The 19,448-nt window shown below is 39.8% G+C and carries 18 protein-coding genes and 1 tRNA gene; 7 read left to right on the top strand and 12 right to left on the bottom strand.

Annotated features, from left to right (window positions below):
- Nucleotides 1-282 precede the first annotated feature (282 nt).
- From ACFQZJ_RS19095 to ACFQZJ_RS19105, 3 genes are all read left to right on the top strand, one after another.
- Complete coding sequence (locus tag ACFQZJ_RS19095; RefSeq protein WP_379936577.1) at nt 283-1,539, top strand: MFS transporter; 1,257 nt, start codon at nt 283-285, stop codon at nt 1,537-1,539.
- Between the two features lie 112 nt (nt 1,540-1,651).
- Entirely contained in the window at nt 1,652-2,131 is a 480-nt protein-coding gene (locus tag ACFQZJ_RS19100) for a c-type cytochrome (RefSeq protein ID WP_379936578.1), read from the top strand.
- A 130-nt stretch (nt 2,132-2,261) separates the two neighbouring features.
- On the top strand, nt 2,262-2,951 hold the full coding sequence (locus ACFQZJ_RS19105; RefSeq protein WP_379936579.1) for a DsbA family oxidoreductase: 690 nt from the start codon (nt 2,262-2,264) through the stop codon (nt 2,949-2,951).
- A 28-nt stretch (nt 2,952-2,979) separates the two neighbouring features.
- Here ACFQZJ_RS19105 and ACFQZJ_RS19110 read toward each other — a convergent pair whose 3' ends face one another.
- The gene (locus ACFQZJ_RS19110) at nt 2,980-3,741 is read right to left on the bottom strand and encodes a UDP-2,3-diacylglucosamine diphosphatase (RefSeq protein ID WP_379936597.1); all 762 of its coding nucleotides are present in this window, start codon (nt 3,739-3,741) and stop codon (nt 2,980-2,982) included.
- Between the two features lie 154 nt (nt 3,742-3,895).
- On the opposite strand from ACFQZJ_RS19110, the gene ACFQZJ_RS19115 reads away from it, so the two are divergent.
- A complete protein-coding gene (locus ACFQZJ_RS19115; RefSeq protein ID WP_379936580.1) occupies nt 3,896-4,348 on the top strand; it encodes a PA2169 family four-helix-bundle protein in 453 nt (150 codons plus the stop codon).
- A gap of 87 nt (nt 4,349-4,435) precedes the next feature.
- Here ACFQZJ_RS19115 and ACFQZJ_RS19120 read toward each other — a convergent pair whose 3' ends face one another.
- The 7 genes from ACFQZJ_RS19120 to ACFQZJ_RS19150 all read right to left on the bottom strand — a co-directional run bounded on the left by ACFQZJ_RS19120 (nt 4,436) and on the right by ACFQZJ_RS19150 (nt 10,395).
- The gene (locus ACFQZJ_RS19120; protein ID WP_379936598.1) at nt 4,436-4,888 is read right to left on the bottom strand and encodes a 6-pyruvoyl trahydropterin synthase family protein; all 453 of its coding nucleotides are present in this window, start codon (nt 4,886-4,888) and stop codon (nt 4,436-4,438) included.
- 74 nt (nt 4,889-4,962) lie between these two features.
- Nucleotides 4,963-6,180 carry a histidinol-phosphatase gene (locus ACFQZJ_RS19125; protein ID WP_379936581.1) on the bottom strand — a complete coding sequence of 406 codons (1,218 nt, stop codon included), beginning with the start codon at nt 6,178-6,180 and terminating at the stop codon, nt 4,963-4,965.
- Between the two features lie 183 nt (nt 6,181-6,363).
- Nucleotides 6,364-6,792, bottom strand: coding sequence for a DUF3592 domain-containing protein (locus ACFQZJ_RS19130; protein ID WP_379936582.1), 429 nt, complete (start codon nt 6,790-6,792; stop codon nt 6,364-6,366).
- Nucleotides 6,793-7,002: 210 nt separating this feature from the next.
- Nucleotides 7,003-7,560 (bottom strand): hypothetical protein, encoded by a 558-nt coding sequence (locus tag ACFQZJ_RS19135; protein WP_379936583.1) that lies wholly within the window; start codon nt 7,558-7,560, stop codon nt 7,003-7,005.
- Between the two features lie 9 nt (nt 7,561-7,569).
- Complete coding sequence (locus tag ACFQZJ_RS19140; RefSeq protein ID WP_379936584.1) at nt 7,570-8,340, bottom strand: enoyl-CoA hydratase/isomerase family protein; 771 nt, start codon at nt 8,338-8,340, stop codon at nt 7,570-7,572.
- A 213-nt stretch (nt 8,341-8,553) separates the two neighbouring features.
- Nucleotides 8,554-9,885, bottom strand: a complete 1,332-nt coding sequence (locus ACFQZJ_RS19145; protein ID WP_379936585.1) for an MATE family efflux transporter — start codon at nt 9,883-9,885, stop codon at nt 8,554-8,556.
- A gap of 9 nt (nt 9,886-9,894) precedes the next feature.
- The gene (locus tag ACFQZJ_RS19150) at nt 9,895-10,395 is read right to left on the bottom strand and encodes a GNAT family N-acetyltransferase (protein ID WP_379936586.1); all 501 of its coding nucleotides are present in this window, start codon (nt 10,393-10,395) and stop codon (nt 9,895-9,897) included.
- A gap of 52 nt (nt 10,396-10,447) precedes the next feature.
- On the opposite strand from ACFQZJ_RS19150, the gene ACFQZJ_RS19155 reads away from it, so the two are divergent.
- From ACFQZJ_RS19155 to ACFQZJ_RS19165, 3 genes are all read left to right on the top strand, one after another.
- Entirely contained in the window at nt 10,448-11,245 is a 798-nt protein-coding gene (locus tag ACFQZJ_RS19155) for a universal stress protein (RefSeq protein WP_379936587.1), read from the top strand.
- A gap of 171 nt (nt 11,246-11,416) precedes the next feature.
- Entirely contained in the window at nt 11,417-11,611 is a 195-nt protein-coding gene (locus ACFQZJ_RS19160) for a GIY-YIG nuclease family protein (RefSeq protein WP_379936599.1), read from the top strand.
- Nucleotides 11,602-11,675: transfer RNA gene (locus tag ACFQZJ_RS19165), tRNA-Ala, on the top strand. Before ACFQZJ_RS19160 ends, ACFQZJ_RS19165 begins: the two co-directional genes overlap by 10 nt.
- Nucleotides 11,676-12,053: 378 nt before the next feature.
- On the opposite strand, the gene ppgK is transcribed toward ACFQZJ_RS19165, so the two are convergent.
- From ppgK to ACFQZJ_RS19185, 4 genes are all read right to left on the bottom strand, one after another.
- Nucleotides 12,054-12,809: a polyphosphate--glucose phosphotransferase gene (gene ppgK / locus ACFQZJ_RS19170; protein WP_379936588.1), complete on the bottom strand. Its 756-nt coding sequence runs from the start codon at nt 12,807-12,809 to the stop codon at nt 12,054-12,056.
- Nucleotides 12,810-12,904: 95 nt separating this feature from the next.
- The gene (locus ACFQZJ_RS19175) at nt 12,905-14,647 is read right to left on the bottom strand and encodes a RagB/SusD family nutrient uptake outer membrane protein (RefSeq protein ID WP_379936589.1); all 1,743 of its coding nucleotides are present in this window, start codon (nt 14,645-14,647) and stop codon (nt 12,905-12,907) included.
- 16 nt (nt 14,648-14,663) lie between these two features.
- The gene (locus tag ACFQZJ_RS19180) at nt 14,664-17,819 is read right to left on the bottom strand and encodes a SusC/RagA family TonB-linked outer membrane protein (RefSeq protein ID WP_379936590.1); all 3,156 of its coding nucleotides are present in this window, start codon (nt 17,817-17,819) and stop codon (nt 14,664-14,666) included.
- Between the two features lie 6 nt (nt 17,820-17,825).
- A complete protein-coding gene (locus tag ACFQZJ_RS19185; protein WP_379936591.1) occupies nt 17,826-19,445 on the bottom strand; it encodes a glycoside hydrolase family 32 protein in 1,620 nt (539 codons plus the stop codon).
- Nucleotides 19,446-19,448 lie beyond the last annotated feature (3 nt).

Genomic DNA, 19,448 nt, shown 5'->3' on the forward strand with positions numbered 1-19,448 from the left:
TTTACGTAACCAATTACGTAAATATATAAATTAGTTTTCATACGGTTTTTTAGCACCGTATTTTTAGCGAAATGTAGTTCAGAAATACGGATTTGGTCTGACGGCTCCTTCATAGAGTCCTTTGTGCATTAAGACTATAGGGAAACTTTCTGTTCCATAACGTATAGGCCATAGTAATTTAAAGTTGCCTAGAGAATCATGTTCCTACCAAGCCACTTTTTGTAGAAAATGGGGCGGAGGTCTCTCTCAAAATGTATCTTTGCCTAACTTTTTAAGAAAAAAATGGACCCCTACGCAGCACTACGCTTTAAGGAATTCAACATATTATTAGGTGTGCGTTTTGCCATGGTTTTCGCATGGTCCATGCAGTTTATTGTCATAGAATGGCAGGTCTATACGATGACCAAAGATCCTCTTGCCCTTGGTATCATTGGATTAATGGAGGTGATTCCCGCGGTAGGAATGGCCTTGTTTGCAGGGCATATTGTAGACCAAAAGGAGAAGCGTAATTTATTGATCAAATGTATTCTTGGCTTTTCGGTCATAAGCCTGGGACTTTTTTTATTAAGCTGGCCTGGTCTGGAGCAAGATTGGGGAACCCGGCGTATCTTATACAGCATTTATGGTTTGGTATTTTTGGGCGGCTTGGTACGTGCCTTTTTAGGCCCCACAATATTTTCCTTGATTGCACTTTTGGTACCTAAAAGAATTTATCCCAATGCCGCTACTTGGAGCAGTTCTACATGGCAGATGGCGTCGGTTTTAGGACCCGCTTTGGCCGGTTTTTCCATTAGTATTATTGGCGTGCACTGGTCCATGTGCATTATTGTAGGCTTTTCGGTAACGGCGTTATTGCTCTTGTTCCAAATTGATAAAAAACCGATCTTGAACCCTAAAATTGGCGAGCCCGTTTTTGAAAGTTTAAAGGAAGGGCTCCATTTTGTATATAGGACGAAAGCTGTATTAGGTGCCTTGACCTTGGATATGATCGCCGTGCTTTTTGGCGGCGCGGTGGCACTATTGCCCATTTTTGCACAGGATATTCTACAGGTGGGTTCGGAGGGTTTTGGTATTTTGCGCGCCGCCCCTGCGGTAGGCGCGGCCATTACCATGTTGGGCGCCACACGGTTTCCGTTGCATAAAAACGCCGGTAAAAAGTTGTTGTGGGCCGTTGCCGGATTTGGCGTCTGTATTATTGTATTCGGTCTTTCCACCTATTTCTGGTTATCGGTCATTGCCTTGTTTTTGAGCGGCGCGGTAGATGGGATATCGATGATCATTCGCCAGACCATTCTTCAATTAAAAACACCGGACAATATGCGTGGTAGGGTCGCCTCCGTAAATTCTATGTTCGTGGGGTCTTCCAATGAGCTCGGCGCCTTTGAAAGTGGTTTGGCAGCAAAACTTATGGGAACGGTAACGGCTGTGGTCTTTGGTGGTGTGATGACTTTATTGACCGTAGGTACCACCGCTTTGGTGTCGCCCGGATTTAGACGTTTGGATCTATCAAAGGATGTGGCCGAGCATGATAGGGAATAAAGATACGGCAACCTTGCATATCCTATATGTTTTTTGACCGTCATAACTATAATAATTTGTATCTTTATAACGTGTTTGAAAAATAAGATTCACGATTAAAATGTAGCAAAAAATGCGAAAATTACTCATGTTAGTAGCGGTAGGTTCCCTAATGGTAAGCTGTGGCGAAAAGAAGGAAGAAAAGAAAGAGGGTTTTGAAATGAACCGTACCAAAAAGGAAGTTAAAAAAGAAGCGGTGGCCGAAACTGTTCCTGTGGACATGGACAACAAGGGCGTAGGTCCTTTTACCTCCGTTACCTTTGATGATGAAATCAACGCGGAAATGGCAGCTGCCGGTAAAGCAAAATTCGAAGCGATCTGTACGGCTTGCCACATGCCCGAGCAACGTATGATAGGCCCGGCACTTAAGGGTCTATACGATAGAAGAAGTCCGGAGTGGGTAATGAATATGATTATCAATCCTGATGGCATGTTGAAGGAAGATCCAATCGCAAAAGCCCTTTTGAAGGAGTATAACAACGCGATAATGCTGAACCAAAACCTTACGGAGGAGGAAACAAGAAACGTTGCAGAATATCTAAGAACGCTTTAGGTCAAAATCATAAAAATAAACAAACCCTTTCAATTTAAATGGAAGGGTTTTTTTAGTGAAGTGGTTTAAACTTTTTTAATGTTAGGTTTGTTATACAAACGAGACTAAACGACCAACTAGAAAATATAAAATGCAACAAGAACCTATAACGATAGATGTGGTATCCGACGTTGCCTGTCCGTGGTGCTATATTGGAAAAAAAAGAATGGAAGCTGCTTTGGAACAATGGCAAGGCGCACCGGTAGAAGTTCGGTGGCACCCATTTCAATTAGACCCAACTATTCCCGCTGCGGGTTTTGACCGGGACACCTATTTAAGTTCAAAGTTTGGTGATTTGGAAAAAACCAAGGTAATGACAGACCGTATTACCAATGTAGGAACCGAACTGAATATCGAGTTTAATTTTGGCGAAAATTGGTTGGCGGTAAATACATTGCGTTTGCATCAATTACTACATGTAGCCGGTGAAGAAGGATTTGGATCTCAACTAAAAGAGCGGTTTTTATATGGGTATTTCACCGAGAACCTACACTTGAATTCTACCGAGGTCTTGACCACTATTATGGCAGAGTTTGGATGGGATGCCAGGAAAACAGAAGCAGTGATAACGGATGATACCATTGCGTACCAAGTAAAGCAAGAGATCGCACATTACCAACAATTAGGTGTCTCCGGTGTACCATTTTTCATTATCAATAATAAATATGGAATTAACGGGGCGCAGCCAAGTTCGGTTTTTCTAGAAGCTTTTGAAGAAGTTGCTCCGGCTAAAAATTTAGAAGCAGGTGAAAAATGTGGTTTAGATGGGGAAAATTGTTAGTTCATATAGATTTTTTATGATGAAGAGTCTAATCCTCTCCATACCTCTTCAAGCGTAAGGTTTTGCCGTCAAATTGGGCATAGGTATAGTACTTGATCCAATCGCCCAAGTTGGTGTATTTGGATTTGGAATTCAATGCTATTTCCAGCGGAAGGTGCCTATGTCCAAAGATAAAATGATCATAGTGTTTTGTTTCTAGCTTTCGCTTGCAATATTGCACCAACCATTCCTTGTCCTCGCCTAAAAATGTAGCATCGTCATCGCCCGAAATAAGTTTATTCTTTACGGATAGGTACTGCGCCATGCGAACGCCAATATCCGGATGCAACCATCGAAACAACCATTTGCAAAACGGATTGGTAAATACCTTTTTCATGCGCTTGTAGCCTTTGTCCTCCGGGCCAAGACCATCGCCATGACCAATAAAAAAAGAGGTGCCGCTGATCGTATACTGTTGCGGCTTATGAAAAACGGGTATATTGAGTTCTTCCTCAAAATAACCGTTCATCCATAGATCGTGGTTGCCCACAAAGAAATAAATTGGAATTCCGGCATCGGTAAGTTCCGCCAGTTTCCCTAAGGTTCTGGTAAATCCTTTGGGAACAACGGTTTTATACTCCATCCAAAAATCAAATAAGTCGCCAAGTAGGAAAATAGCGCCCGCGTCTTCTTTGATTTCATCCAGCCAGGCAACAAACTTTTTTTCGCGCGGCAAACTTTCTTCCATAGTGGGTGCCCCCAAGTGGTTGTCACTGGAGAAATATACTTTCTTGCCTTTAGGAAGGGGTATGCTGTTCATTTAATATACAAATATAGCGGAATAGCGTTTTGCTTTTGCAAATGCATCAAGATTCATTTGGTTTGCATCGATCTCAAGTATTCTTATTCCGTAACTTATATATATCGATGGTAAGAGTTACTGTGATATAAATCAAAAACTATATATGAATAACGATATTAAGCATATTGAGGATAGAATGAAGGGGATAATTGAAAAAAACGAAGATTCTGTTAAGGGCTTTGAAAAAGCAGCTGAAAATGCAAAAGAAGGCGGAATTAAAAACTATTTTGAGCAGCGTGCAGAAAAGCGTAGACTATTTATAAAAACCTTGCACAATGCTACCCCGGCGCTAAAGACTGGAAACAGGGAAATTGAAGGTTCAATAAAGGGAACAATGCACAGAACCTGGATGGATGCAAAGACATTTTTTTCGGCTGATTCGGATGAGGTAATGTTACAAGAATCCGTAAGAGGTGATAGATCGGCTATAGATGAGTACAATGAAATCTTAGCGGATAGTATGGTACCCCATAGAATGCGCGAAATCATCAAGGAACAACGTGATGAAATTCAAAACGATTTGGAAACTTTACAGATTTTAGAAGAAATCGTATAGAATTTTACAACCAAATTATTTAGTCGCAATACTAAGCTGTCCAGGCCTATATAAGCCTGGGCAGTTTTATTCTTATAAACGAATATGCTAATGATTATCACTAGCGAACCACTCTGCAAAGGAGGTATCCGTTTCTTGAAGTTTTAAGGAATGTAGTTTAATATTCTCCGGAAGTCTGTCCGTTATTTTTTTGGAAAAGTCTATGACCATATTTTCACTCGTTGGCTGGTAATCGGCAAGGATTACGTTATGACCACGGTCCGTAAGTTCCTTTGCCAAATCTACATGGGGCGTATTTTTATTGAATACGGTAGCATGATCAAATTTATTTACAATTTCTTCTTTTACAATTTTTTTAAGATCTGTAAAATCGATAACCATGCCCAGTTTTACATGGGAAGTATCGGTTATGGGCTGCCCAATTACGGTTACGGAGAGCTTATAACTATGTCCGTGAACATTGCGGCATTTCCCGTCATATCCGTACAGGGCATGGCCGGTTTCAAAATTAAATTGTTTGGTAATCCTAATATTGCTCATCATTAACTATTGAACAACAAAGGTAGGGATTCTATAAAACGAAATTATCAATATCTGATTTCTGATGGTTAGTTTTATTCAATTGGCTTCACCGGTTGTGTAAATGCCATTTCATACAACATATCTTCAATAGGATTATCCTGTAATTTGGACGAGGTGATGGTGCATCTGGCAAAAAGTAAATCCGCTGTTAGCTTAAACTCAGCCGTTGTGGCGTTCACTGTTTTTAATACCTTGGTTTCGGTCTCGCCTTTTTTACAGCCAATAAAGCTTATTTCATAACTAACCCCAGTGTCGGGAGCTATTTCAACAGATATGGTATTGTTGTCGTTAGTCAAGCTTTTAAGGACAACTCCCGTACTCGAGTAAAAATGACCAGATTCCAATGCATGTATTAAACTTGCTGCGGAGAGCGTATCGGCCTGCACCATTACCCATCCTCTACCGGCATTACTCCATGCTTTGCCTTTGTTGTGATAATGGTGGGAATCGTCGGTAGCAAGTCCGTACATCATCGGCTTATTATTTTTTAAGTACGCGATGTTGATCAGGTCCCACATATTTTCTGTGGAGATCCGTGTGGAGTCTCCCATGTTATGCACCGCCGGATGCCCATTGTATACCTCAAAAAAACGTTCCCCGTTCAAGGACATCATATCCTCCAGTGTTATGGCGTAACCAAAGTTAGGATGATTAATGTGCGGTATCATGGGAACACCGGTTTCTTTTCGCTGATCAAGAACTTGGTTTATATTATTTTGCATCACTTCCGCAACACTGCCACCTCCCATGGGGTCTATCTTGTTTTGGATATTCGTGGCGTTGATATGAATGGGCCTGCTATCATAGGAGTCGGTTATTTCCTCTGACCTGATTACCAGAAATTCACCTTCCTTTTCTAGCTTCTTCCTGTATTCTTCATAAGTTTTTAATTTCACCACCGTTTTTCCGGAGTCTATTTTGTGTTCCACCCAATTCGCACTGTATGTTTGTAAATAGTGTTGAAATGACTTTTGATAAAGGGAATCTTCCCCAATGGTTATCCATTTCTCCCCTTGGGCTATGGTATTATGATCGGACAAGGCGATAAATTGATAATCGCGCGACTTGTACCAATCTAGAATAACTTCTGGAAATTCATCGCCATCGCTCCAATAGGAATGGGTATGCAAGTTTCCTTTAAACCATTTTTGAGAATCGTCTAGTCGAGGTTCTACCTTGGTTTCTCTACAGCTGGTTCCGATGAGAATTAAAACTAAGGTTATGGCGGTCTGTATTCTAAGGATGTTCATAGGCTTGGTCTCAAGAGATTTATGAACTAAAGATAGGGGATTAATCACGATTTGGCTAGCCCGAGGCCGCTGTCATTATTTTGTAAAAAGAATGAAAACAGGACCTATGTCAAACTGTAATTTGATGCTTAGGAATTACGGTCAGGTTTGGGAAAACATACCTGCTTTGGTCTAACACAAATTTTAATTGTAACTGTAAAGTAGGTACGAACCTCCAATAACCAAAAGTGGACTGGCGATCATGAGAAGGATTACGCTGATACGGTATAGGCCCCAAAACGAGACCACCTTCACATTTTTGGTGTTGCGGTTGTTGTATACGATTTTTACATTCTCGCCAATTTCGTATGTGGGCGGACTACTATTGATACTGCTTGTGAACGCAACCAGCTCCTGCGAACGGTCTTTAAACTCAAAAATGGGTGCGTACAAGGTTCCGTTTTTACCTCTAGAGGTTTTGTACGCTACCACTTTTGCTGTAGTCTGCACACCTTTGTTCAATAAGTCCCGACTTTTTTGGAACTGCGTCCAGGCATAATATGCAAGCAAGGACCCTAAAGCAAATAACAGGGAATAAAAAATAATCCAAATCTGCATTTTTTTGCCGCTCATTTAATGTTAACGTTTGTAACGCCGGTTGTTCCTAATTCTGCCCCCTATGTAAAAAGCAATAGCAATAAGGATTCCGATGGGTAGAATCAGGTCACTGTTTAAAAAATCTATTATTTGCATGGTACTATACTATAATCCGATTTAAGAACGATACTACCTTATGTTTAGTATGTGTTTAGTACTGTAGTCGCTTAAAAGGGGTATTCTTAACTATTTCTTTTCTTCGTTGTAGTTATCAAGTATTCCTTGCAGTTTTTTAGAATCGTACAATAGACCTTCTGTTTTCTTTTTTAAACTTTCCAGACTTGCATCTTCTGGATTTCCTGTAGGGTTGAGCCATTTAAAAAGAACCTTGTTTTTAAAATAGTAGCGATTTTCGGTAATTGTTGTTTTTTCTATGTCAAATACATCTGTAACACCCATTTCGTCAGCAGCTTTTTGATCAAAATAAATAGGAGCGTTGTAGCGGTGATCGGTTTCCAAAACAAAGACAAGTTCTCCGTTATTATAGTAAGCTTCCTGAAACCATTTCCCCGTTTCGCCTAACAAGACTGTAGAAATTTTTTGGATGGTACCGTTTTTATAATACCCTTTGGTTTCGCCCCCTTCTGTTGACATGCCAAAAACAGGAGCAGTTTTAGACCTGTATTGCGGCAGCTCTTTTTGTATGCGATAATAAATCGATTTTATTTCCGTAGTACTTTGGCTTTGAACAAAACAACCGGTTTGTAATAGTCCTACCAGAGTTAAGAAACGGAGGGTTCGCATAAATTTTAATTACTTTTTCTTGAATTTAGCTAATGCATGTTTTGTAAATTCAGACAGCACAAGACTACCTGTAATTTTGGCTCTTTCAGTTAATAAGGTACCCCAATGTTCGGTATGGTTCCAGAGCACTTTTTTCCATTCCGTTAATGCAGCTGGATTATAACTGGCTAGTTTTTGTGTAAAGAAATCTACTTCGGTATCCAATGCTCCAAGGTTATCAAAAACTCTGGCATACAAACCTTTTTCTTGGGCCCAATACGCATTTTTCCATTCGGTGGCAGCCAGGGAAAGTTCTGAAATGGCTGCGGTTCCTATTTTGCGTTCTACCGCGGGAGCGATCACCAAGGGCGCGATACCAATAGAAAGTTCGGATAATTTTATGGATGCACCTTCTACGGCAAAAGCATAATCACAGGCAGAAATCAAGCCTACCCCACCACCTACGGCCTTGCCCTGTACCCTACCAACGATGACTTTTTTACAGCGGCGCATGGAGTTTATGACATTGGCGAATCCGCTAAAGAAAAATTCACCTTCCTCTAGATTGGAAACTTGCATCAATTCGTCAAAAGAAGCTCCTGCACAAAACGCTTTCTCCCCTTCGGACTTAAGTAAAACTACGGTAACCGCATCGTTCTCCGAAAGTTTATCGAGTTCCGCAGTTAGCCTATTAAGTAATTCTAGCGTAAACGAGTTACTGGCAGGATGACCAAATTCTACTGTTGCAATGTGGTTCTCTATTTTGGTGTAAAGGCTTCCGTTGGGTCTGTCTGTTGACATCTGCTTAGATTTTTAGGTTCAAGGTTTAAAGGTACGGAGTTGTAGAGAAAGTTCAAGAATCAAGCTAACTAAAGGCTTTTCGCCATACGCTTTTCATAAAAACCTCCCTGACCCCTCCAAAGTAAGGGATGGATTTTGCGAACGGACTAACTTATGGATTTTGAGATGCTTTTCCAACATTATTTTTTTTCACTACCCACTACCCACTACCCACTAAATATCCAACAACGGTCTAAATTTTCGTCTAAATTTCCACACGAGCGCACCACCTCTTATCAACATCCAAACAGAAAAAGCTAACCATATTCCGGTAAGGCCCCAGTTCATGTATTTTCCAAAAAACAACATAGGAACAAAACCTAGAAAGGTTGCAAACAGGAGGGTGTTCCTAAGATAGCGCATCTCGCCCAATCCTTTGAACAATCCGTCCAGAACAAAAGCTACCGTATTTACGGGCAGACCTAGTATCACTATAAAAAATATGCCATAAAAGGTTTGTAGCACTATGGTTTCCTTCGAAAAGACAGAACCGATAGGGTAGTAGAAAGTAAATGCGAGTACCATAAGCACAAGACTTATGCAACTACCGTATAGTACTATTTTTTTGGAAAGTTCCCAAAGACCCTTGTAATCCCTTGCTCCCAATAATCTGCCTCCCATGATATTTCCAGCTGCCCCGTATCCGTCTATAAAAAAGGCGGAAAATAGCCAGATGTTTATAGCTATGGTGTGCGCACCAATATAGCGATCTCCCATGGCGGTGGCCTCCCTTACGGCCAGTATCATAGCGGTGTTAAGGGCTATGGCCCGTACAAAGAGATTAAGGCTCATGATTACCAAACGACCCAGTTGCGGGTGTATGGGCAGTGTAAATCTTAGACTAATGTTCGTTTTTGTAAGCAAGAGCACAAAGGCCATTACGGCCATTACTACCTGTGCTATTAAACTGGCGTAGGCGGCGCCTTCCAGGTACAGTGGTTGTATCCAACCTTTTATGCCAAAAACCAGTACTACGTCCAAAACAACGTTAACGACCGCACCTACAATGGCGATCATCATGGGCCAGTAGGTATTTTGCAGCCCTCTGAAAATACCCATTATGGCAAATACGAACAAGGTCAATGGAAATCCCCATACGCGAATAGAGTAGTAACTGATACAATACTGTAGTATTTTACCCGAGGCGTTCAACAGTTCAAAAATCTCTTCCACAATAAAAATAGTGGACAGAAGAATAACGATGCTCAAACCAATGTTTAGGTATATGGCCTGTGCCGGTAGGGATTGTACGTCTTCTAATTTTCCCGCACCAAGGTATTGCGATATAATGGCCGAAATGGCACTACGGGTCTGACCTAAGATCCAGATGAGCATGGATAAAAATGAACCCACGATCCCTGCAGCAGCCAAGGATTCCAGTCCGTCTACCGGAATATTCCCTACAATTGCTGTATCCGTTATGGACAGGAGGGGTTCCGCTATCCCGGCAATAGTGGCCGGAATAGCCAGTTTATTTATATTTTTAAGATTGATGGCTGTTTTCAAATACGATGGTTATAGCGGCAATTCATAACAATGAAAGGGGTGCTCACTTTGATTCGGAAAATAGATATCCTCTAATTTCTGATATCCCCGTTGTTCGTAAAAGTGCTGATTTCTTTTATTTTGGCTAAAAGTATCCAATCGTATCGAGGTAAAATGATTGGTTTGCGCATACTTTTCCGCAAAGTCCATTAGTTGCCGTGCATTGCCCTGTCCTTGGTAACTTGGGTGTACCGCCAACCTGTGTATGTAAAGGTTTTTTCGCGTCTCTGTCAACCATGCTACGGTTTTGTATTCGGAATCCATGAAAACCGACAATACGATACACCCAATACAGGTAGTATCTTTTTTAAGAAGGTATAATTCTTTGCGCCCTATATCCTTTTTGAACTGTTTTTCGCTGGGATATTCCATAGTCCATTGAAAAATACCGTTGGACTCCATGTGAATTCGGCACGCATTGGTTAACTTTAGAATATCGGGTATTTCAGATATCTTTGCAAGCTCGATCATAAAAGGAATTCAATTTAATTGTAAATTTAAGGTAATAATCAATAAACGAGTTATGACTAATATTCTAGTTCCTATCGGAACCTCACCAGATGCCCATGAAACTTTACAGTATGCTATAGATTTCGCATCGGATTTTGGGGCGAATATCTATGTAATGGAGGTTTTCAGTGCCATTGCTAAAACAGGTACATTGGCCAACGTCTCCGAAAAAATTGCAGATAGCGGTAAGGAACGATTAAAAGGAGTTATTGCTAAAACGGACCAAAAAAAAGTAGCCATCAAAGTGGTGACCTATAAGGGCGATTTAGTAGACGGGCTTAACGATATTAACAAGGAAATCGGTGTCGATTTAATTATCCTTTCCCCGCGTAGTTCGGACATTCGGGAAGAACTCTATTTGGGAAGTACTTCTGGCGGCATCGTTAAACGTACAAACATTCCTGCCTTGGTCGTTCCAAAAGGTACTGAATATAGCAGATTCAAAAATGTTCTGGTAGCCTTTAAATCTGGTATTTTAAAGCGTAAGCGTATCTTGGACCCCTTGGCAACAATTGCAAATAAGCACAAGTGCAAGGTGAATTTACTTTTGGTTAAGACGCCGGGTTATTCCGATGACGATTTAAAGATAAATACAGCCTTGATGGATATGAGTTCTCAACTTACCATTACCGAAAACGCTACAACCTACCAAGGAGTTTTGGAGCACTTTAGGTCTCAACAACCAGATTTGTTATGTGTTTTTAGGCGCAAACGAGGTTTTTTTAAGAAACTATGGGAAAAAAGCACCATTTTAAAGTCCGAGTTTTCGTCCACTGTCCCCGTATTGATTTTAAGTGTTAAGAAAGATTAAGATTTCTTTGTTAGCTTAACAAAAAGTAGTTCCTTTGCTATCGCTTGGGGGATTAGCTCAGTTGGCTACCCGCCCGAACGTACCGTTAGGTACGGGCGGGGAGCGTTTTTTTTAGCATATGGTGTATATTTACGTTCTTTACAGTGATGGATTTGATAGGTTTTATGTAGGATTAGCAATAATACAGATGTAAGGCTAAAGTATCATAATTCAGGAAAGGTAAAAAGCACAAAACCATTCAAACCTTGGAGAATAGTGCATACTGAGGAATTTGAAAATAAACAGACGGCTAGGGAAAGAGAAAAGTATCTGAAATCAGCTGCCGGTCGAAGATGGCGGAAAAATAATGTTAAAAAGGGGGATTAGCTCAGTTGGCTAGAGCGCTTGCCTGGCAGGCAAGAGGTCACCGGTTCGACTCCGGTATTCTCCACTAAGTTTTATTGGGCTTCAAGAGTTTTTGACTTTTGAAGCTTTTTTCATTTGCACGCAATTTGCACGCAAAACAGGTTTTAAATTAAGCTTGGTAATATTTGATACAGATTAGTCTATTTTGATGTTTTTTCACTCTTCGCAGTATAGTTTTTTTGAATAAGTATCACATCTATTGTATTCTTCAACTTCAATATTAGATTTGATAATCTAAGTCTTATAAAAGGTTAATTAACGAGAATATAAAAAAAGACCAAAAAAAGGACACCCTTAAGTATAGTTATTATGTTTAGATAAAAGCGTCCTATTATTCGGCCGTTTTCTGGAGCTATATACTAGAAATCAATAACTGTAGGAATAATTTCGACTTTCATTAATTCTAGTTACTGGTGTTAAATTGATATTCTGCATAAAGTGCTGCACCAATAATACCGGCATCATTTTCAAAATGGGCCACTCGTAAGGGAACATCAACTGACAAATACCTACTAAACTTTTCATATTTCTTACTTAATCCCCCTCCAATGATAAAATGGTCTGGAGATGTTACCCTTTTCAAATGTGTAAGGAAGTAATCAAATCGCCCTGCCCATTCTTTCAATTTCAAACCATCTTTTTTCCTTGCCAGTCCAGAAGCAAAAAATTCAATTGGTTCTCCATTTTTATAAAAAACACGACCCATTTCGATATTTGGAATTAAAACACCATTGTAGAAAACCCCTGTGCCCAAACCGGTGCCAATAGTTACCATAATCACTTTACCTTTTAGACCGTTACCGACACCTAATTGCATTTCTGCTAAACCCGCTAAATCGGCATCATTTCCTAGATAGAATTTGGTGTTCGGACATTCTGTCTCAAAGAGTTTATTAACTTGTACATCAACCCATTCATCGGTCATATTTCCGGATGTCTTACACTTACCATCTACAACTACCATCGGAAAACTGCAACCAATAACACCTTGCCAATTCAACCGACGAACCAATTCTTCAACGGTTTTTGCCACTGCCCCGGGATGTGCGGGCTGCGGAGTCGCAAGTCGAAGCCTTTCTGAAACTAATCTTCCATTTTCTGTTTCAACGATGGCCCCTTTAATTCCTGAACCACCGATATCCAAACCTAATATTTCCATAGTATTATTAAAAATAAAAAAAGCACGGGAAACAACCCCCGTGCTTTTACAAACTAACTCAACTAACTCAACTTACTATTCAGTTTTTTGAAAATTTAATATCCGGGATTTTGAACATATAACCCACCAGTAAAATCAATTTCTCTTTGCGGTATTGGATAATATTCATCTCGCCCAGATGTAAATTGGGCATTGGAAAGAAAATCTCTTTTAGTCTTTTCTTCTGCCAAATATGCATTTAGTGTTTCCTCCGCAATTCCCCATCTTACTAGGTCATACCATCTATGCCCTTCCATGGCAAACTCCAACCTTCTTTCGAACATTAAGGCTTTCCATGCATAATCTTTTGATGGGAAGGAAGCATAAGGTGCAATTGCATAAATATCCGTTGCTCCTGCATCTATTGGTCTTTGTGTACTTGCTGCAGCACGACTCCTGACTTGATTTATGATGGGCAAAGCTTCGTTCCATCGATCTAATTGAATCAAGGCTTCAGCCTTCCAAAGAAGAACATCGGCATACCTGATAAAATCCACATTCTTTGATGTACCTACAAATGGCCCTTCTTTTACATAGCACGAGCAATCAGGAGCTTGTTGCTCTTTCATATTTCCAAAATAACCATAAACACCAGGATCTCTGGCCCAACTGAAATTATAAACCATATCTCCTGATTCACTTACCGTATTTCTGTATTTAAACGGTCTTCCCGGTATTCCCACAGTATGGTCAATCCTTGGGTCAACACTCAAACCACTGTCGGGAGGTGTTGTGCCATTGGCGTCTATATTGGTGAAAATGTCAGTATCGTTGAAGGTATCTAGCAGTGGTAATCCCGCAGCATCAGTCTTAAATGAATTCACCATATTTTGACTGGCCAAATGAAATCCACAGCACCCATATAGGCCTGTGCCGTGTGGCGAATTTAAACCAGTTACGAAACTAACTCTACCAACGGTTGTACCGTCATTGATAGAAAACTGGGCCGCCCAGATAGATTCCGGTCCGTTATCAAAACCATCCAAGAAATTTTCTCCAAAATCCGGTTGTAGACTCCCGGTAACTTCATCAGCGTAATCAATCACCTCTTGTAAACGTGCGGTATTGATATTGGTTACTTGGTGTTGGTCATTCTGCTCATAAGCTTGATATAAACGTAATTTTGCCAAATAAGCTGCAGCTGCATTTCGGTCTGCCCTACCCACTTCATCTTGAGCTTGTGGTAGATTGTCATACGCGAAAAGAAAATCCTCAGCAATCGTATTCCATAACGCATCATTATCCACATCATTTGAAGTTTGAGCAATCTCTTCCTGTGTTAAATTTTCCGTGATATATGGGATTTTCTTAAAAATTAATTTAAGCATAAAATGAGAATGAGCCCTTAGAAAGCGTAATTCTGCCTGTCTAGTAGTTTTTTGAGCATATTCACCATCCGGGATATCATTAATAACGGAAAGTGCAAAGTTCGCCCTAGAAATCGCCTTATAATAATCGGTCCACGTTCTAGGTGCCATCCAATCTCCCATATCTGCGATAGTGAGATTATATTGTTCATATTTATCAACAACGTCAACATCACCTCGGCCACCACCACCTTTATAGGCATCGTCCGAACGTACACTACCATAAACCCATTGATGTGTTAATGGTCCAATCATTTCATCATTTGCAATTCCTGCATATGCAGCAATGACCAAAGATTCTGCATTCTCAGCAGTTGCCACGTTTTCACTAGACAAAACACCTTCTGGTTCATATTCCAAATAGTCATCGGAACATGAAGTGAACACTAAGGCTGTGTACATCACTATAACTAATATTTTATTATATTTCATGATTGTCAATTTTTTATTAAAAGTTAATGTTCAAGCCTACGGAATACACGGTAGGTACGGGAATTCTATTTACATCTATTCTTTCAGGATCGGCTCCTATATATCCTTTAGGAGTAAACCAAAATAAATTCTCCCCTTGTAAATAGATTCGAAGTCCGGTCATACCTGCCATCTTACCTATAATATCAGTTGGCAATGAATATCCTACTTGTAAATTTCTAATTTTAAAATAGGAATTGTTTCTAAAGATATAGTCTGAAGTATCCGTAAAATTGTTCACCAATGATAATGAAGGTATTGTAGAGCTTGTGTTTTGTGGTGTCCATGCGTTTAAGACTCCAAGACCTGCATTATCTCTTCCTTGAACAAAATTGTTCCAAAACATATAGGAATCAACTCCTATACGACCTGCAACTCCTGAACCGAAGACTGAAAAATCGAAATTTTTGTAACCTACATCCAATCGAATACCATATTCCAAATCAGGAAGGGTATTACCAATAAAATCACGGTCATTACTATCGATAACGCCATTATTGTCTACATCCACTATTTTTATACCACCTGGTCTAGCATTACCAGTTTGTACACCTCCTGTGGGATGTGCATCAACATCTGCCTGACTTTGAAACAGTCCGTCTGTACGATAACCGAATATAGCTGTTTGCGACTGTCCAAGGATTGAGTTTTGGGCAGTACCGGGAAATGCTGCTCTAACTTCTTCTGGTAGAAAGGTAATTTCATCCTTGAAGGCACCAAAATTTGTAGAAACCCCTAAAGAAAATCCATTATCCCAAACATTGGAATATCCAACATTAAATTCCCAACCTTTAGCGGCCGTTGCGGCACCGTTCAATACTCGTTGTTGTCCTTCGCCTATAACGGAGGCAATTGGAGGAGTAGTCAAAATATCCGTAGTTTCCCTTGTAAAATAATCGAAGGAACCGCTTATTTTGTTATTTAAAAACCCAAAATCGATACCATAATTCCATTCTTTGGTAGTTTCCCACTTTAAATTAGGGTTAGGTGCTTGAGTAGAAACAAAACCTGATGGTAATGTACCTGTGTTATTACCATTAATGTCATATGCTGTACCAACATTATAGTAAATTTCAAAAAACCCACCGGTCAATTGTGCTTGGTTTTGACCATATCTTGATTCGTATAAACCGAATCTTGCAGTATTACCAATTTCTTGGTTTCCTACTTCTCCATAACCTGCCCTAAGCTTTAAATTGGAAATCAATTCACTATCCTTTAAAAACTCTTCCTGACTAATTCTCCAACCCAAAGTTGCGGCCGGAAAAATACCATATCTATTGTTAGCTCCAAACCTTGAGGAACCGTCTCTACGGATTGTAAAGGATGCCAAGTATTTATCATCAAATGAATAGTTTAATTTCCCAAATTGTGAAGCGAGGCTGTATTGGGTAGATATACCATTATTTGTTCTCGCACCGGTTGCGGCGGAAAGCACAAAATAAGATTCTTGTTCTACTGCAAAATCATCTGCTTGCGCAAAAATAGTATCAAAATCTTCTCTTATAGACTCAATACCCAATAGCGCTCCAAATCTGTGTTTCCCAACTTCTAAATTATAATTCAACGTATTTGAAAAAGTTAATGTTCTCAATTTATTGGTGTCAAAAATTAACCTGTTATTACTTCGAGTAACAAAACCGTTAAATACTTTTGGCTCTATATTTTTCCTTTTGAAGTCGCTGAAATCTATGCCTAAACTAGAGCGAAATTTTAGGTTATCAAGAATACTTATCTCAGCAAAAACATTTCCAAAGAAGTTGTTTTTAGTAGCATTGTCCCATCTGTTCAAATATTGCATCAATAACGGATTGTTCCTATCTGAATACCCCGCTCCCAAAGGCCCAGCAAATTCACCATTCGCATCATATACAGGAATTGTTGGTGCCAAGGTAATAGACAAACCTGTAGTGGGTGCACCACCAACATCACTTGCAACCAAGGTTTCATTGGATGTTGAAATTTGAGTATTAACACCAAATTTCACCCTGTCGTTGAAAAGGTTAGTGGTACCATTAATTTTTGCAGTATATCTATCATAACCAGTATACTTTAACATACCAGTATTCTTTAGATAGCCTAGATTTATCAATAAAGAGGATTTTTCCGAACCCGCAGAAACGGTAACTTCGTTATTGAAAACATATCCTGTTTCATAAACTTCGTCTTGCCAATCCGTATTACCCGCCGGTACATCTGGGTTCCCACCAACAAAAGGCTGAACAGCTACACCGTTAAGAACTGGATTAGTAAAATCATTGTTCCAATCAAAATTGTATATTTCACCATAGCCCGCATTTGGATCTGCGCCATCATTTACGGATGCTCTCCACAAAGCTTCACCGCGTTGCTGGGAATTTAACATTTCATAGCGTTGTTTACGCTCTGATTGTACAGATAGATTGGAATTGATGCTCACCGTAAGACGCTCTCCTTTAAGACCTCCTTTTGTACTTACAACAATAACCCCATTAGCCGCTCTTGACCCATATATTGAAGAGGCCGAAGCATCTTTCAACACTTGAATGGACTCTATTGTGGCAGGATTTAAACTTGCGAATACCTCTTGCCTTTTTGTGGGCACACCATCTATGATGTAAAGCGGGTCATTATTCCCTAAAGTGGTAAGTCCCCGTATAAGTATTCTACTGTTCAGCCCCGTAGGATCACCGGATTTTTCTATAAAAAGACCACCCACTCGTCCTTGTAAAGCCTGCATGGCATTACCAGAACTTAAACTTTGCCCTTCTATTGGAGCAACATCCACTACGGTTACGGCTCCTGTTAAATCTACCTTTCGTTCGGTAGAATATCCTGTCAATACTACTTCATCAAGCTGTTGTGCATCCTCTTGTAGCGCAACATTTATCTGTGATTGGCCGTTCACGGGAACTTCAATGGTGGTAAATCCAATATAGCTAAATACAAGGGTTGCATCACCGGCTACATTGTTCAATTCATAGTTACCATCAAAATCCGAGGTGGTACCAGTTGTTGTTCCTTTAATAATTACCGAAGTTCCAGGTAGAGGAAAACCATCATCGGAGGAGGTAACCGTACCCGTAATTTGTCCCTGGGCCATTAGACCTATTGGAACAATTACCATTAATAATAGCAAGAGTTTTAATTTCATAATTGTTTAGTTTAAGTTAAATTTAAGTTGATGTATTTCTATGTATTCAAGTTTAGATTCTTCTAATGGAGCTTCAAAATAAAGACTGTCGAATGGGGCTTTTGGAAAAAATATTTCTGTCATTACGGTTTGGCCGTCATCAAAAAATAATTCTATGGAAGTTTTGTCAAGGACTATTGTTCCTGTCCAATCCTTTTGAGTAGCGATTTTTGGGGCTGTAGCAATCCTGTCACTGAATTTGTTAGAAAAATCAGTAATTCCCGCCTTATTTCTATCCACAAAATAATTACCCTTTGTGGCATCATAACCGAAACGTAAACTATCCCCTTCACTGTTGGAAAGTTCAAAAGTATAAACGCCATCAACTAAATCTTCAACCTTAAAATTAATTTGGGCACTTGTAAAATCGATTGCCTTAGAAGTGGTCAGCAGGGTATTTCCTTCCAATACGACATCTAAATTTTCAAGTTTTTTGCTTTTAAACTCATGTAATTCAGGTACAGGATTCGCTATAAGACGGTATGTATTTTTACCTTTAACTAATTCTAATGTTCTTGCCGTAGTTGTGGCACTACGCCATTTTTCAGTGGGCACCTCATTGGCATATAGCCAATTTGACATCCATCCCATAAACAGCTTGCCGCCATCTTTGTTTTCAATATTTGAAAAAGTAACGCCTGCGTAATTATCTCGGCCATGGTCTACCCAAAAACTATGTTCCCTTTTCATTTCTTCTTTAAATGATTCATCAACAATAAAATTTGAACCATTAAAATCACCCACAAAATATTGGGTTGCAGAGCCTGTATTAGGGCCGCCAGGATTTATACTTACCAACAAGACCCATTTTTTTTCTGAACTGCCAATAACCGGTAATTGAAATAAATCTGGACATTCCCAAACGCCGCTATGATTTCCTATTCCTTCCCCAAAACTTGTAAGTTTCTCCCAAGATTTTAGGTCCTTGGAAATGTAGAATTGAATTTCTTGGCCCGCAGCTACAACCATGTTCCATCTTTTCCTCTCATCATCCCAACTAACTTTTGGATCCCTAAAATCTCTAACGCCTGGATTTTTCAAAACCGGATTACCTTCATATTTTGTCCATGTAAGACCTTCGTCCAACGAATAGGCAATACTTTGATTTTCCACATCTATGTCACCCGTCTTTTCCTTTTTGGGATCATGACTGGTATAGATTGCCACTATAGGCGTTTTGCCATCGACACCAAAACTTGACGTATTTTCAATATCTACCACAGCACTACCAGAAAATATATAGCCTAGTTCATCTGGGAACAAAGCGATAGGTTGCTCTTTCCAATTAAACAAATCCGTACTAATGGCATGCCCCCAATGCATTGGCCCCCAAGTGGTACCATCTGGATAGTGTTGAAAATAGAGATGGTAATATCCATTATAATAGAACATACCATTGGGGTCGTTCATCCATCCTTTCTCGGGCGAAAAATGAAAGTTTGGGCGGTAGAGGTCTTCATTGGAAATGGCAACAGTATCTTGTCCATTTTGAACCTGATCAGCTTTCTTGTCGGTTGTATTTTTGCAAGAAAAGACCATTGCGAAAATTCCTATTGTCATCACGAACTTGTATATCTTATTTTTCATATT

Origin of the sequence: Maribacter chungangensis (assembly GCF_042676845.1) — a bacterium.
Lineage (GTDB): Bacteria > Bacteroidota > Bacteroidia > Flavobacteriales > Flavobacteriaceae > Maribacter > Maribacter chungangensis.

Excerpts from the sequence above, each read along its gene's own strand:
- ACFQZJ_RS19105 (WP_379936579.1), top strand. The coding sequence starts at position 2,262 with ATGCAACAAGAACCTATAACGATAGATGTGGTATCCGACGTTGCCTGT.
- ppgK (WP_379936588.1), bottom strand. The coding sequence starts at position 12,809 with ATGGAAATATTAGGTTTGGATATCGGTGGTTCAGGAATTAAAGGGGCC.
- ACFQZJ_RS19180 (WP_379936590.1), bottom strand. The coding sequence starts at position 17,819 with ATGAAATTAAAACTCTTGCTATTATTAATGGTAATTGTTCCAATAGGT.
- ACFQZJ_RS19130 (WP_379936582.1), bottom strand. The coding sequence starts at position 6,792 with ATGAGCGGCAAAAAAATGCAGATTTGGATTATTTTTTATTCCCTGTTA.
- ACFQZJ_RS19185 (WP_379936591.1), bottom strand. The coding sequence starts at position 19,445 with ATGAAAAATAAGATATACAAGTTCGTGATGACAATAGGAATTTTCGCA.
- ACFQZJ_RS19150 (WP_379936586.1), bottom strand. The coding sequence starts at position 10,395 with ATGATCGAGCTTGCAAAGATATCTGAAATACCCGATATTCTAAAGTTA.
- ACFQZJ_RS19115 (WP_379936580.1), top strand. The coding sequence starts at position 3,896 with ATGAATAACGATATTAAGCATATTGAGGATAGAATGAAGGGGATAATT.
- ACFQZJ_RS19155 (WP_379936587.1), top strand. The coding sequence starts at position 10,448 with ATGACTAATATTCTAGTTCCTATCGGAACCTCACCAGATGCCCATGAA.
- ACFQZJ_RS19120 (WP_379936598.1), bottom strand. The coding sequence starts at position 4,888 with ATGAGCAATATTAGGATTACCAAACAATTTAATTTTGAAACCGGCCAT.
- ACFQZJ_RS19140 (WP_379936584.1), bottom strand. The coding sequence starts at position 8,340 with ATGTCAACAGACAGACCCAACGGAAGCCTTTACACCAAAATAGAGAAC.
- ACFQZJ_RS19125 (WP_379936581.1), bottom strand. The coding sequence starts at position 6,180 with ATGAACATCCTTAGAATACAGACCGCCATAACCTTAGTTTTAATTCTC.
- ACFQZJ_RS19095 (WP_379936577.1), top strand. The coding sequence starts at position 283 with ATGGACCCCTACGCAGCACTACGCTTTAAGGAATTCAACATATTATTA.
- ACFQZJ_RS19135 (WP_379936583.1), bottom strand. The coding sequence starts at position 7,560 with ATGCGAACCCTCCGTTTCTTAACTCTGGTAGGACTATTACAAACCGGT.
- ACFQZJ_RS19175 (WP_379936589.1), bottom strand. The coding sequence starts at position 14,647 with ATGAAATATAATAAAATATTAGTTATAGTGATGTACACAGCCTTAGTG.
- ACFQZJ_RS19100 (WP_379936578.1), top strand. The coding sequence starts at position 1,652 with ATGCGAAAATTACTCATGTTAGTAGCGGTAGGTTCCCTAATGGTAAGC.